This is a genomic window from Lacrimispora struthionigena, from assembly GCF_048627165.1.
Lineage (GTDB): Bacteria > Bacillota > Clostridia > Lachnospirales > Lachnospiraceae > Lacrimispora.
In genome coordinates this window covers 2,785,114-2,799,530 of sequence record NZ_JBMBWP010000002.1, presented here as the reverse complement: position 1 = coordinate 2,799,530, position 14,417 = coordinate 2,785,114, and the positions used below count along the sequence as shown (strand labels likewise).

General features: G+C 41.0%; 14 protein-coding genes. 5 read left to right on the top strand and 9 right to left on the bottom strand.

The genetic code is table 11. From position 1 onward, the window contains the following. Window positions 1-40 precede the first annotated feature (40 nt). The 3 genes from ACOAOT_RS22065 (at window position 41) to ACOAOT_RS22055 (ending at window position 1,624) form a co-directional block, all read left to right on the top strand. Window positions 41-445, top strand: a complete 405-nt coding sequence (locus ACOAOT_RS22065; protein WP_170820823.1) for a bacteriohemerythrin — start codon at window positions 41-43, stop codon at window positions 443-445. A 168-nt stretch (window positions 446-613) separates the two neighbouring features. Then, a complete protein-coding gene (locus tag ACOAOT_RS22060; RefSeq protein ID WP_349673973.1) occupies window positions 614-1,033 on the top strand; it encodes an HIT family protein in 420 nt (139 codons plus the stop codon). Window positions 1,034-1,072: 39 nt separating this feature from the next. Beyond that, the gene (locus ACOAOT_RS22055; RefSeq protein WP_420218914.1) at window positions 1,073-1,624 is read left to right on the top strand and encodes a TIGR01440 family protein; all 552 of its coding nucleotides are present in this window, start codon (window positions 1,073-1,075) and stop codon (window positions 1,622-1,624) included. Window positions 1,625-1,676: 52 nt separating this feature from the next. Here ACOAOT_RS22055 and ACOAOT_RS22050 read toward each other — a convergent pair whose 3' ends face one another. Both ACOAOT_RS22050 and ACOAOT_RS22045 read right to left on the bottom strand, forming a co-directional pair. Then, entirely contained in the window at window positions 1,677-3,368 is a 1,692-nt protein-coding gene (locus ACOAOT_RS22050) for a peptide ABC transporter substrate-binding protein (RefSeq protein ID WP_420218913.1), read from the bottom strand. Between the two features lie 206 nt (window positions 3,369-3,574). After that, window positions 3,575-5,278: an oleate hydratase gene (locus tag ACOAOT_RS22045; protein ID WP_420218912.1), complete on the bottom strand. Its 1,704-nt coding sequence runs from the start codon at window positions 5,276-5,278 to the stop codon at window positions 3,575-3,577. Between the two features lie 235 nt (window positions 5,279-5,513). On the opposite strand from ACOAOT_RS22045, the gene ACOAOT_RS22040 reads away from it, so the two are divergent. Beyond that, window positions 5,514-5,747: a hypothetical protein gene (locus tag ACOAOT_RS22040; protein WP_420218911.1), complete on the top strand. Its 234-nt coding sequence runs from the start codon at window positions 5,514-5,516 to the stop codon at window positions 5,745-5,747. Here the strand turns inward: ACOAOT_RS22040 and dhaS are convergent. The 6 genes from dhaS to metG all read right to left on the bottom strand — a co-directional run bounded on the left by dhaS (window position 5,744) and on the right by metG (window position 11,476). Beyond that, window positions 5,744-6,307 (bottom strand): dihydroxyacetone kinase transcriptional activator DhaS, encoded by a 564-nt coding sequence (gene dhaS / locus ACOAOT_RS22035; protein ID WP_170820827.1) that lies wholly within the window; start codon window positions 6,305-6,307, stop codon window positions 5,744-5,746. The two genes, ACOAOT_RS22040 and dhaS, sit on opposite strands and share 4 nt — an antisense overlap. 16 nt (window positions 6,308-6,323) lie before the next feature. Continuing rightward, the gene (gene rsmA / locus ACOAOT_RS22030) at window positions 6,324-7,196 is read right to left on the bottom strand and encodes a 16S rRNA (adenine(1518)-N(6)/adenine(1519)-N(6))-dimethyltransferase RsmA (protein WP_420218910.1); all 873 of its coding nucleotides are present in this window, start codon (window positions 7,194-7,196) and stop codon (window positions 6,324-6,326) included. Window positions 7,197-7,320: 124 nt separating this feature from the next. Further along, window positions 7,321-7,842, bottom strand: coding sequence for a GNAT family N-acetyltransferase (locus ACOAOT_RS22025; protein WP_420218909.1), 522 nt, complete (start codon window positions 7,840-7,842; stop codon window positions 7,321-7,323). Between the two features lie 29 nt (window positions 7,843-7,871). Next, window positions 7,872-8,636: a TatD family hydrolase gene (locus ACOAOT_RS22020; protein ID WP_420218908.1), complete on the bottom strand. Its 765-nt coding sequence runs from the start codon at window positions 8,634-8,636 to the stop codon at window positions 7,872-7,874. 23 nt (window positions 8,637-8,659) lie between these two features. Beyond that, window positions 8,660-9,415: a TraX family protein gene (locus ACOAOT_RS22015; RefSeq protein ID WP_420218907.1), complete on the bottom strand. Its 756-nt coding sequence runs from the start codon at window positions 9,413-9,415 to the stop codon at window positions 8,660-8,662. A gap of 84 nt (window positions 9,416-9,499) precedes the next feature. Beyond that, window positions 9,500-11,476, bottom strand: a complete 1,977-nt coding sequence (metG, locus tag ACOAOT_RS22010; RefSeq protein WP_420218906.1) for a methionine--tRNA ligase — start codon at window positions 11,474-11,476, stop codon at window positions 9,500-9,502. Window positions 11,477-11,994: 518 nt separating this feature from the next. Here metG and ACOAOT_RS22005 point away from each other — a divergent pair. After that, a complete protein-coding gene (locus ACOAOT_RS22005; protein ID WP_420218905.1) occupies window positions 11,995-13,812 on the top strand; it encodes a DUF885 domain-containing protein in 1,818 nt (605 codons plus the stop codon). Window positions 13,813-13,865: 53 nt separating this feature from the next. Here the strand turns inward: ACOAOT_RS22005 and ACOAOT_RS22000 are convergent, their stop codons facing one another. Then, a complete protein-coding gene (locus ACOAOT_RS22000; protein ID WP_420218904.1) occupies window positions 13,866-14,402 on the bottom strand; it encodes a GerMN domain-containing protein in 537 nt (178 codons plus the stop codon). Window positions 14,403-14,417 lie beyond the last annotated feature (15 nt).

Sequence of the window (14,417 nt, the reverse complement as noted above, 5' to 3'; positions counted from 1 at the left end):
AGAATATACTTACATTATTTATAACGAAAGAGGTGTACATATGGCATACGCATTTACAAAGGATCTGGAGACCGGAAACCAGTTAATCGATTCAGAACACCGTCAGCTGATTGATGCGATCAATAATTTACTGACGGCCTGCTCCACCGGCAAAGGCCGTGCAGAGCTGGCTAATACTACTAAGTTTTTACAGGATTATACTGCCAAGCATTTTGGAGACGAGGAAAAGCTCCAGCTTCAGAGCCAGTATCCCGATTATGCAAATCACAAACGCTATCATGAAGAGTTTAAGAAGGTAGTTGCAGGAATCTGCCAGAAGCTTGATAAGGAAGGTCCTACCATTGCACTGGTTGGCGAAGTAAACAGTGCGATTGCAGGTTGGCTGATCAACCATATTAAAAAAGAAGATGTCAAAGTTGCAACTCACATAAAAAGCAGATCCTGATCCAAATAAGAATAATCATAAAACAGCTTCTTACCAGATTCTGGAAAGAAGCTGTTTTTTTGTGCTATGGTATAAAATAATTACTGTGCTCTCTTTTCATTCCGTCTGTATTTTGATAAAATAGGTTCAGAAATCAAAAACAAACTACTGGAAAGAAGGTACATGATTATGAAAGACACAAATTGCGCATATTGTATGAAAGGAGACTTGGTTGCTAAATTTGGTTATCCTGTCTGTGAAATGGAAACAGGCTTTTTATATTTATTTAAAGAACAGAGCAAGAAAGGCAGAGTCATTCTTGCATATAAGGATCATGTCAGCGAGATGATTGATATCAGCGATGAAGAGAGAAATGCATTTTTTGCTGAAGTTTCCAAAGTATCCAAAGCCATTCACAAGGTTTTTAATCCGGATAAAGTAAATTATGGCGCTTATGGTGATACAGGCTGTCATCTTCACATGCATATTGTTCCCAAATACAATGGCGGAGATGAATGGGGTGGCACATTTACCATGAATCCGGATAAAGTATATTTAACTGATGATGAGTATGAGAAAATGGCTGAAGCCATTCGTGCAGCCTTATAATCAAACAGACAGACTGTACAGGAAGGAAGGTGCCGGATTATGTTAGATGAAATCAGAAAGCAGGCAGGTAAAGCCGCAAAAGAAGTTTTGGACGCATCTCATTTAAAGGAAAAGGACCTGGTAGTGATCGGCTGCTCTTCCAGTGAGATATCCGATCACAGAATCGGCTCTCATTCCAGTGCAGAGATCGGCCAGGCAGTATTTTCGGCTATTTATGAAGTCTTTCATAAACAGGGAATTTATGTGGCTGCCCAGTGCTGTGAGCATTTAAACAGGGCACTCATATTAGAAAGGGAAGCAGCGGAGTTCTATCATTATGAACCGGTCAATGTTGTGCCGCAGCTTAAGGCCGGCGGCTCCTTCTCACTTGCGGCCTACCATAGTCTTGAACATCCGGTTGCAGTAGAATCGATTAAAGCTCATGCTGGAATTGATATTGGAGATACACTGATCGGAATGCATTTGAAAGCTGTAGCCGTTCCCATTCGCATAAAAACCCAGTATATTGGCTCTGCCCATGTGGTTGCAGCCCGTACCAGACCAAAATACATCGGCGGTGTCCGTGCTTCTTATGATGATACCATTGAATAAAAAAAGCCTTCTGTCAGGTGGTATAACCGCTGACAGAAGGCTTTTTATTGGATTATTTTGTAGCGTACATAAAGAACCAGTAGCCATATGGAGAATGCCATGTTCCTTTAATTTCAGGTTTCTGAAGATAATAATCACTGGAATATACAAGAGGAGATACTGCAGCATCTTCCATCATGATTTTTTCTGCTTTATGAAGCTTATCAAAATGCTCCGTTCTATCAGCTGTAGTTCTTGCCTCAGTCAGGAGTTTATCTACTTCTGCATTGGAGTATTTTCCATCATTGTTTCCGCTCTCAGTTGAGAACAGATTCAACATGTTGGAAGGATCATCGTAATCATAAACCCATCCTCCACGGCAGATCTGGAAATCACCGGCACGGCGGGTTGGTGTGAATGTAGACCATTCAACAATCTTGATATCCATTCTGATTCCAAGCTCGCTCCATGCACTCTGCAAGTACTCAGCAACTGCTTTGTTGTAGCCTGCATCATTGGTCATATATTCAATTGCAGGGAATCCTTCCCCGTTAGGATATCCAGCCTCAGTCAGCAGGGCTTTTGCCTTATCAAGATCTGCCGCATAATTATCTACGCTGAAATAGTCACCGCCGTTATTTGTACGGCTTACCGCTTCAAATGAAGAACCTTCTTTATCATCAGAGATACCAGGCCCTACGAAATTGGAGGCAGGAAGAGCAGTTCCCATCATAAGGGTATTGGCAATATAGTCGCGGTCAATTGCAAGGCTTAATGCACGGCGTACTTTTGCATTGTTGAAGGGTTCCTTCTGGGTATTAAAAATTGTATAGGATGTTGCCATACGTGGTTCTAAATGGAATTCAGCGGAATCTCTAAGGTTTGGAATTTCTTCAGTGGGCACATCGCGAATCATCTGTACCTCACCTGTCCTGTATGCGCTGTATGCGGCGTTCTGATCTTCCATAAGAACAAACTTTAAAGTATTTAAAGTAACTCTGTCAGCATTCCAGTAATTTTCATTCTTAGCAAATGTGATGTGAGAACCTGGTACCCACTCGACCATCTTTAACGGACCGTTAGAAATATAGGTATCCGGAGTAAGGGACCACTGGTCGCCTTTCGCTTCCACTACATCCTTTTTCACTGGTGCCATGCTTGCATGAGTCACAATTTTGTCAAAATATGTACAAGGACCAGAAAGCTCAACTACGAATGTTTTTGCATCAGGAGCAGAAACTGCCAGTGCATCAACATTGCCTGCTGCTGCTTCGTCATAACCTTTTACCACGGAAAGCATATCTGCTGCATATGGTGCTGCTGTAGCAGGATCAGCCATACGTTTCCAGGAATATACAAAATCCTCTGCAGTAAAATCAGAACCATCGCTCCATTTTAAGCCGTCTCTTAAATGAAACGTATAAGTAAGTCCGTCATCGCTGACATCATAGGATTCTGCCTGACCGGAAACGATATTGTTGTTCTCATCAAATGTCATAAGAGTCTCAAAGGCATGCATAATGATGTTGGATGCATCAATTGCTGTACTAAGAGCCGGATCAATGGTTTCGGGATCAGATCCTATCTGCACTGCCAGGTCAAGTGGCTCTGTTGAGGTGCTTGCTGCTGTTTCTGTGTTTGCTGCTGCTTCTGTGGTCTTCTCAGTTCCGCTTTGTGCTGCGCCGGACTTTCCGGTACCTCCGCATGCACTTAAAACGAGACCAGAGACAAGAACAGCCGCTAATACGATTGCTGTTTTCTTCATAATACTTCCCTCCGTATTTACGTTCATTCGTCCGTCCTTCAAGGACAGCACGAGTAATAGCATATCACAAAAGGGACGATCATGCAACGAACTTTTTCGCATTAAACTATTGTATATTAAGGTTGTACCGTGATAAAGCATCAAAGAGCCAGACGATTGATACCTATATTTCGTCTGGCTCACAAAGACATTATTATTAATATATCTTATCGGTAGGAGGTCTGCACTGCCTTTATTAATACCTTAGGATCTTTCACATATGGTGTAACCGGACAGATCTTTTTATCAATACCCATCAGTGTGTAAACTGCTATTCTTGCAGCACGAACTGAATACTCTTCCGTAAATACCATATCATCCGGGATCTCAACAAACTGACTGATCATTGCAAAGTTGGTAGAGCCGGCAGGAACCACCTCAGGACGGTCAACCATTTTACGCGGCTGGAACTGGGCATCTACATATGGCATCATGCACGGGATTACATTTACCACATCTGCCATTATCTCATCCTTGCGGTCTTCCATATGAAGGTGGCAAAGAAGTTCTGTAAGAAGTTCCTCTCCTGTACAGTCTTTCATTGGTTTCTTGATATAATCTCCTATTTTATCGGTGTATAAGCCATAGCCCCAGAATATGGTCTGATCCATGGGCTGATTCGGAAAGTGAGGCTGCGCAGCAACAACAATACTCATTAACCAGTTAGAGTCCTTAAAGGTCATTAAGGCTCCGCTTCCCGGAACGTTGCCGGAATAGTCCTCAATAAGCTTTAAAAGCTTGTTTCCTTTGCTGGTTACGGTAAAGCTCAGCCAGTTGGTTTCGCTGGCATCTCCAAAAAATGGATATGGATTTCCAAGTCCCTGCTTTTTCACTGCCACTTTACTCCACAATTCCCCGGATATGGGCCTCAAAACAGGCGCTGGCGCTGGTGTATGAAGATCACCTAATGTAGCACTGTCTGTCATGCATGCATTGGTCATAATGCAGATATCGTCATCTTCCAATTCTAACGTACGGGTAACCCCATGATCAGTCAGATGAAGAACTTTAGCCGTAATCTCATCTCCTTCTGCAAAGTCAATGTCAGTTACTGTACAGTTCTCTGCAAAAATAACCCCTTCTTTTCTTAAATATGTTTCAAGCGGACGTATTACACTGTCATATTGATTGAGAGGCGTCCTTGTAACGCCTTCCAATGTATTAATACGGGAGAATTCCAATATCATCCTGCGCATATAACGGCGGAATTCAAATAGACTGCTCCATTTTTGGAATGCAAAGGTAGTCTGCCACATATACCAGAAGTTAGTGGTAAAAAAGTGGGGCGAATCTGCAAACCACTCTTCAATGGTCATATCATCAAGCTTTTCTTCCGGTGTATTCATTAATTTCAGTAAAGCCATACGTTCTTTCTGATTAAATCCCATACTTTTCACATCAAGTATGGTTCCATCTTTGTCAATGAGCCTTGCCTTGGCTGAGGTAGGATGCGCATGATCAAAATCCAAAATTTCTTCTGTTACACTTCTTCCCGGTTTGCTTAAAGAGGGAATGGATCGAAACAGCTCCCAGAAGTTTTCATAGGTCTCTTCATTGAGCATGCGTCCCCCTCTGCAGACAAATCCCTTTTCAGGAGTACCGATACCGTCATTGCTTCCACCAAAGATGGGCATTCCCTCAAAGATGGTGATCTGGTTGCCGGGCATCTTGCAGTCTCTGATCAGATAGGCTGCTCCCGCAAGACTGCCAAGGCCGCCTCCTACAAAATAAGCCTTTCCTTTTGGAATAACGGAATTGTTTTTGGAATCCATCCGCTTTGCCTTTTTTGATTTCCCAGTACGTTCATACAGTGTCTTGGCAGCCACACCTGCTGCCGTAGCTGCCGCCCCCAGTGCCAGCAATTTCATCATGTTACTTTTCTCCATTTTGTTTAACATAAGCCACACTCCAATCTCTTTTAAAATCAATTGATAAACTTATATTATCATATAACATTTTTATCGTCACCATACATGCTTTTGTTCCTGTATAAAAAAACGACACCCGCAAAATGGTGTCGAAAAACCAGACAATTCTTCTATATTGTCTATCGTAATTTTTTATATATTCTTTTACAATGAAAATAATGAATAAGGAGGACTATCCATGTCGGGAACGTTACACAACCATATACGGGAAAGCGTTTTAAAAACAGCACTTTTTCATCAACTTAAAAATGGTCAGAAAGCACCGGAACGGACCGCCCGTAACTTAAGGGAACTGTTACAAAAATTCAGCCCCGCCTCCAGTGAACTTTTTACTTACGAAGAACTGCTTATCATGATAAAAAATTGTTCCAGAGACGATTGCCTGAATCTGATCATTCAGAAACTGGCTTAAAGCTCCGCCTGGCTGCGAATATATCCGATCCGCTCCGTAGCCCTGGCGAGGCTTTTTAACCGTTTTGAAACTTCTTTTGGCTCCATCTTCATTCCTTCTTTTACCCAGTCCATGATTACTCCACAAAGACCATAGGCATAAAATCCCGCATCAAAATCCCGTTCTTCAAAGGTCAGTTTTCCCTTTTCATCAAGTAACTCAATTGCTTCAGAAAATAATGCTTTTGTCATCTCATACAAATAACTCTCAAAGGTATGTTCCTGCTCTTTTATGGTATTTACGTAAAAGTTTTTTTCCTGTTTCATATTACTCAAAAGCTCATGGATTTTCTCATTCCAGTTATCAAGGCTGATATCATCTGCAATTGCAGCAAAATTTTCATTATAATAAATCCAGCTTAATAGTTCATATTTATCCTGATAGTGATAATAAAAGGTCTGCCGGTTCAGACCACATACTGCCGTAATATCTGATATGGATATCTTATCAAATGGTTTCTCTTTGCACACCTGCTTCAATGCTTCTGCAATTGCACGTTTCGTAATAAGCGAATCCGACATAGGCCCTCCTGTTATACTATTCTTTTATATTTGTAAAATAATTGGCAAGTGCCGCAAACTGCTCTAAATTCAGCGCTTCTCCTCTCACAGACGGGGAAAGACCCAGGCTTTCAATTGCCAATATAATCTGTTCTTTGGTATAAGGAACCTCAGGAGAGTTATTTAAACCATTTTGAAGTGTTTTTCTTCTCTGGTTAAAGGATGCCCGGATCAGGCGAAACATCAGTCCCGGATCCTGTGCACTGACAGGGGGATTTTTATGCCTGGTCAGGCGGATCACCGCTGAACCCACGTTGGGACGGGGCATAAAACAGTTGGGAGGAACATTGGCTACAATATATGGCTCTGCATAATATTGAACAGCCAGTGAAAGTGCACCATAATCCTTGGAACCTGGTCCTACCTGCATACGGTCTGCCACTTCCTTCTGCACCATGACTGTAATGTTATCAATGGGTACCTGACCTTCAAAAAGTCCCATAATAATGGGCGTGGTAATATAATAAGGCAGATTTGCCACTACCTTTATGGGGCGTCCACCATTAAATTTCTGAGTCAGTTCATTAATATCAGTCTTTAAAATATCTGCATGAATTACAGTTACATTATCATAATCAGCCAGCGTTTCCTTTAGAATTGGTATTAAGTTTGAATCGATCTCTACTGCAACCACATGGCCTGCTGCTTCTGCCAGATACTGAGTCATCGTACCGATTCCAGGACCGATCTCTAAAACGCAGTCATCCTTGGTTACACCTGCTGCCAGAATGATTTTATCAAGTACGTGTGTATCAATTAAAAAATTCTGTCCGAACTTCTTTTGAAATGCGAACTCATATTTTTGGATGATCTGGATTGTATTTTGAGGGTTGCCTAATTTATTTTGCATACACATTTTCCTATCGTTTTTTATTAATCAATGGTATCTTATTATAAACAAAAAGTCAATAAATATAAGACGGGTCCGAAGTCCGGATACCCGCCACTAAATATGATATTTAGAAAAGCTAACACTATAAATCATATTGATTAACATATTCACTTTTCAGAATTGACATAACTATCAGTGATTCATAACTGCCATGATATAAAATACATTCTCTTAGTATGCCTTCTTCAACAAAGCCTTCTGACTTGTATAGTCTTTGTGCTTTCTGATTTTTATATCTGACATCAAGCCATAATCTATGTGCGTTTAACTGCTCAAAGGCGATTTTTTTTACTAACTTCAGAGTTTCTCTTCCAAAGCCGTGACCTTTATCTGATATAACAATTCTCCGAAATTCAATGTTGTGATTTGGATTTGTAATACCAGCTAAAATTACATATCCGATCAGCTTATTGGTGGATCTTTCTTCTATTGACAAATGCAATATGTCTTCCTGAGACAAGGAAACTCTATGTTGTTGTCTTGTCCACTGTCCAACATACTGAGCATTATCAGGCTGATGTTCCCATTCAACCACGAAGTCTAAATCGCTTTCCTGGGTATTTTTCAATATCATGATATGGGTTTTTTCATTGATTTCTTTCACACAAACTCCTTACCAACTCTTTGTCTTTTTTACAGATGATAAAGCTTTTTAGCGTTCCGGTTGGTAACTTCCACAACCTCATCCCTGGAAATTCCTTTTATAGCGCTAATCTCATCAATAACATAAGAAAGATTCAGGGAAGAATTGCGCTTTCCCCGATTGGGAACAGGGGCCAGGTAAGGGCAGTCTGTCTCAAGCACCAGCTGATCCAAAGGCATATATTCCACCACTTCTTTCAGCTTTCTGGCATTTTTAAAGGTCAGCACACCCCCAATTCCCAAATAAAAGCCCATATTCAGATATTCCCTGGCCATCTCTTTTCCATAGGAAAAACAGTGAATCACACCGCCTACATCTTGGGAATGCTCCACCTTCATAATATCAAGGGTATCTTTTGCCGCATCACGGCTGTGAATAATAACCGGAAGCTTTACCTCCTTAGCCAGATTCAGCTGCCGCACAAACCAGGTCTTCTGTGTTTCATGATCTGGTTCCTCCCAGTAATAATCAAGACCTATTTCGCCAATGGCCACTATTTTGTTACGGCTGGAATTTTCTTTCAGCCAGTTTAACTTCTCATCATTTAACTCACCAGTCTCATTGGGGTGAACACCGATTGCCCCGTATATATAAGAATATTTCTCTGTGAGTTTAATGGTATTCTCTGATGTCTTTATGCTGGCTCCAACATTGGTAACCGCTTCTATGCCATGAGACTGCAGACTTGCAAGCAGCTCTTCTCTGTCTTCATTAAATGCTTCATCATCGTAATGAGCGTGTGTATCAAAAATCATAGATATCTCCTTTAAAACGTTTGTCAGCCTGTAATCAATAACCGAACAATATAAAGCAGGATTAAATGAAGAGGATAAAATCCGTAAAATAAATATTTTAAATTCCTTTCACCTTTTTTCCCGTTATACAAGTGGATCGGCAAAAGAGCAAATATTCCTGCTCCAAAACAGCTTGCACTGATTAATGCAGCCATTATTCCTGCAAATATTGTCTGAAGTTTTTTATTATTTCGAAATATATATATGATCAGTATCAATACTATTCCGTCTAAGTTGTAATCTGATTTCAGCAGTATGGATACCCCACATCCCACTCCGATTGCCAGAAACTGCCGAAGGGGATCACCCATGGCCTTCTGGTACCACTCAAGCACCCACAGACCGATAAAAAGGGTGAAAAATACATTCTGATACCCGGGGTGAAACCAGCTGTTAAAAACCGCAAGGTCAAACGGTATTTCTGAAATTAAAGCAAATGCCAAAAGCCTGATTCCGTATTTTCTAACATCTTTGGTATGAAGAAAACCCTCAACAAGCAAAAAGCAGAAAATCGGAAAGGATATTCTTCCAATGGTTCGGAGAACAAAATCAATGGTACTCCACTTTACGCCTTCTGGCGTAGCCAGGATTGTCTGCATCAGTAAAGGGTCCTGATACTTCAATATCCCATTTTCAATTACAACCGCACCAATATGGTCAATCAGCATGGTTATGATCGCGATGATCTTTAAGGTATTTCCTGAAATTCCTTTCTTTTGGAAAGCAGTGGATTCTGTCATCAAGTCCTCCTCTTAAACGATAAGACCGGATTATAAAAATCCGGCCTCATTATCATCTTTTCCTGTTCTTAAAACAGCTTTTTATTAGCAGATCTCCGCTCCTGACGGCATTGCCTTTTCCGGAACCATAAGAGATAAGTTGCCCTGTGCATCTTCCGCACATAAAAGCATGCCTTCGGATAAAACACCAGCCAGCTTCGCTGGTTTTAAGTTTACCACAACCATAACTTTTTTACCAACCATTTCTTCTGGTGAGTAATGGGCCTTGATGCCGCTGACAATCTGTTTTACCTGACTTCCAATTTTAACTTTGGAACATAAGAGTTTTTTAGATTTTGCTACTGCTTCGCAGGCAATGATCTCACCCACCTGGAACTGCAGCTTTGCAAAATCCTCATATTCAATTTCTGCTTTTGCCTCTATATCAATTCCGTCATCTTCCTGTGATTCTTTCTCCTCTGTGGCACCTTCTGCAGCTGTATGCATAGCTTCCACTTTCTCCATCACTTCCTTCATATCCATACGGGCAAATAAAATCTCAGGCTTGTCGGTTACCTTATTGCCAGATGGGTATAAACCGAATTCATTCATCTGGGGCAGTTCTCTTTTTGTTGTATTAAGCTGAGAAAGAATTTTAGCAGAGGTCTCCGGCATAAAAGAAGCCAAAAGAGATGCTCCGATGGTAATCGCTTCTGTCAGGTTATATAGAACCGTCTCCAGACGGGCTTTTGAAGCCTCATCCTTTGCAAGAGTCCATGGTGCTGTTTCATCAATATATTTATTACTTCTTCTGAAGATATTAAAAATAGAAGTAATCGCATCTGCGACGCGGAGTTTCTCCATCTTCTCGCCGACCTTTTTTACCTCTTCAAGTACAACTGCTTTTAAATCCTCATCAAACTCATCTGTGATACCGCCGTCTCTTACCACACCTTCGAAATACTTATTGGACATGGAAATGGTACGGTTAACAAGGTTGCCCAGAATATTGGCAAGATCAGAGTTCATGCGCTCTACCATCAGCTCCCAGGAAATGACTCCATCATTATCAAAAGGCATTTCATGAAGAACGAAATAACGAACTGCGTCCACTCCGAAGAAGTCTACCAGTGTATCTGCATAAAGAACGTTACCCTTTGACTTACTCATCTTACCGTCTCCCTGCAACAGCCATGGATGACCAAATACCTGTTTTGGAAGGGGTACATTCAGTGCCATTAAGAAAATTGGCCAGTAAATAGTATGGAAGCGGATGATATCCTTACCAATCAGATGAAGATCTGCAGGCCACAGTTTTGCAAACTGGTCACTGTTATTTCCATCGCAGTCATACCCAATTCCTGTAATATAATTTGTCAATGCATCAAGCCATACATAAGTAACATGTCTTGGATCAAATGTGACCGGGATTCCCCATGTAAATGTGGTTCTGGACACGCATAAATCCTGAAGTCCCGGAAGAAGGAAGTTGTTCATCATCTCATTCTTTCTTGATACGGGCTGAATAAAATCAGGATTTTCATTAATATGCTGGATCAAACGATCTGCATACTTGCTCATACGGAAGAAATAAGCCTCTTCCTTTGCCGGTTTTACTTCACGTCCACAATCCGGACATTTGCCGTCTACCAGCTGGGACTCAGTAAAGAAAGATTCACATGGAGTACAGTATAAACCTTCATAATATCCCTTATAGATATCACCCTGATCGTAAAGTTTTTTAAATATCTTCTGAACCTGTGCTTCATGATCCGGATCCGTAGTACGTATAAACTTGTCATAGGAGGTATTCATCAGATCCCAGATAGTTTTAATCTGACCAGCAGCCTGATCTACGAATTCCTTGGGAGTTATGCCTGCTGCTGCAGCTTTTTCCTCAATCTTTTGTCCGTGTTCATCCGTTCCTGTCTGGAAAAATACATCGTATCCTTCTTCTCTTTTAAATCTTGCTATGGCATCAGCTAAAACAGCCTCATAGGTATTACCAATGTGAGGCTTACCGGATGCGTATGCAATGGCTGTGGTGATATAATATGGCTTTTTGTTTGAATCTTTACACATAATCTTTTCCTCCAGAAATATAATGAGATGCAGGGTGAATCATTTCCCAACAAAGAAAAACCCGTCTTAAAAAATCCACATAGGAAATTTAAAGACGGGGCACTATCCCGTGATACCACTTTAATTTATCCATGCCTTACGACACAGACCTCACCGGCTGCGTTCTAATCAAAAGCTTTCCAGAATGATGCTTTTGGTATATAATAACAGTCTGACACGATAACGGGTGTGACCGTCGAAATTTAAAGGCTTATTAAGCCAATTCAACTTCGCTGCTCCAAGGCCATGTTGGGAAATACGCTCAGGCTTCCTTTTCAGCTACCGGAATTCTCTGTACATGAGGCGGGTTTCTTACTCTTCTTTTCTCAGCATTCTCAAATGAATCAATTGTCAGTAACCCTAGTGTAATAGTTTCGTTCCCGTTTGTCAAGCAGGTAAGTTTCAGGATCTGACCTTTTGTCATTACTTTTTTCTTATAAACATATAAATAATATTAGTGAATTGTGGAGGATCTTAATATGAAAAACATGATCATCAGGCAGGGACGCCGTATCCTTTCCATTGTCTTGGCGGCCTCTCTGTTTTGCGCCTGTACACCACCTCCAAGACAGACGGGAACGCCTTCCGATGCCCAATACGAAAAATACCATGCCCAGGATATATCCATGCAGAAAGCATTCGATCAGTTTACTGCAGACTTATTCCGGGATGAAATCAGCGATTCCGGCATCAGTTTTCATTTCAGTATTGCCGATCCTGCTTCCAGAGGAATTAATTCGGTTCCTCTCACTCTTGGAGATTACTCTCTGGATAAGATGAAGCAGGGTACAAAGGACCTTCAGGAGGTAAAGAAAAAGCTGGAAAGCTTTAACCCCCGGAAGCTGACTGCCGACCAGAGGCTTACATATCAGATTCTGTATTCCTACGTTAATACCGAATTAAGTTCTGATGGTATGGAACTCTACGCCCAGCCGCTGACCACGACCATAGGAATTCAGGCCCAGCTTCCTGTTCTGTTTGCCGAGTATACGTTCAACAATAAAGCGGATGTAGACCATTATCTATCATTGCTGTCTTCCATTGACGTGTATTACGGGCAGATAATGGAATTCGAAAAGAAGAAATCAGAGGCAGGACTTTTTATGTCAGATGCTGCAGCTGACCATGTTTTAAAATCCTGTGAAGCTTATTTAATACAGCCGGATCACAGCTTCCTTGCGGAAACCTTCAATACCAGAATTGATTCCCTGACAGACTTAACCGATGAGGAGAAAGCAGAATATAAGAAGCAGAATATCAAAGTTCTGGAAGAACATTTTGTTCCTGCCTATAAGAATTTAATAAGCGGTATCACAGCTCTAATTGGAACCGGAACCAATGACAAAGGTCTTTCCTGGTATCCCGACGGAAAGAAATACTTTGAATATCTGGTAAACTCCAATACCGGTACCTCCTATGATTCAGTCAAAAGCCTGAAAAAAGCCATTGAAAAACAGATGAATAGTGATATCAGGGCATTGGGACAGATTACGAAAGATCATCCTGAAGTGATTGACTCTCTGGATCATTACTCCTTTAAGTACACAAAACCGGAAGAAATACTGGAATCTTTAAAATCTCAGATTACTACAGATTTTCCAGAGCTTCCACCTTGCAACTACACAGTTAAGTATGTGCCAAGCGCTTTGGAATCCTCTTTAAGCCCGGCCTTTTACCTGGTGCCCCCTTTGGACCAGTACCAGAATAATGTTATTTACATCAACAACAACCCGCGTTTTCAAAATGATGACCTTTATACTACTCTGGCTCACGAAGGATATCCCGGACATTTATATCAGAACGTATACTTCCTAAGCAAAAAACCAAATGATTTAAGGAGTATCCTTTCATTTTCAAGCTATTCCGAAGGATGGGCTACCTATGTAGAATATTATTCCTATACATTAGATAACGGGCTGGATCCAGAACTTGGCAAGCTTCTGGCACATAATACAGCCATTACGCTGGGAATTTACGCTTACCTTGATATCTGTATCAATTATGAAGGCTGGGATAAGGAAGCTACCGCTAAATATCTTGGAACCTTTTATAACGTGGAAAATACAGACATCGTAGATTCCATCTACAACAGCCTGGTGGAAAATCCAACCAATTATATGGAGTATTACGTAGGCTATCTGGAAATCATGGAAATGCGAAACACGGCGGAGAGAGTCTTAAAGGATAAATTTAACTTAAAAGACTTTCATACTTTCTTGCTTGATGTGGGGCCAGCTCCATTTTCAGTAATTCAGCCTGCTTTCCGCAACTGGCTGGCAAAACAGCTTAGAAGTTGATATTAAAATAAAACAGGCAAAAGCCATAAGATCCATTGGCTTTTGCCTGTTTTTTATTTTATTTCCTTATAATTCTTTACATATTCCAGATAATCATTATCGCCCTGTTTGATAGAACCGCTGGAATAATTTTTACCATTCACCAAAAGTTTTAATTTATCCAGTTCAAAGTTCTCTACAAAGGTGTTGCCAATGGCTGTAAGGGTAAGTCTGTCATCACCAGAACCGCTTTGTGGAACTGCAGATAAATCCAACGTACCAATTCCATTAGCAGAATCATATTTCAGAACCTTTGTGCCGTCCTCTAATACGCCGTATTCTATAAGTTTACTTACGATTGCATCTGCAGTCAGCTTGTCCACTGCATCCATCGCCTGATTTAAACCAGTCTTATTTTCATTCTTACTATATACAGAAATAATTTCCATCGGTTCTGCATTAGGGTCAGGAACTTTATCACTGGCGCCTCCTGTTGATGCCATTACCTGTGGATCAGGTGCTGTTGTCTCCATCTTTGGCTGGGTTGGTGTACAGGCAGCCAGGGATACCATCAGCATAGCGCTCACTAAATATAAAATAATTTTTTTCATAAATGCGTATTGCCT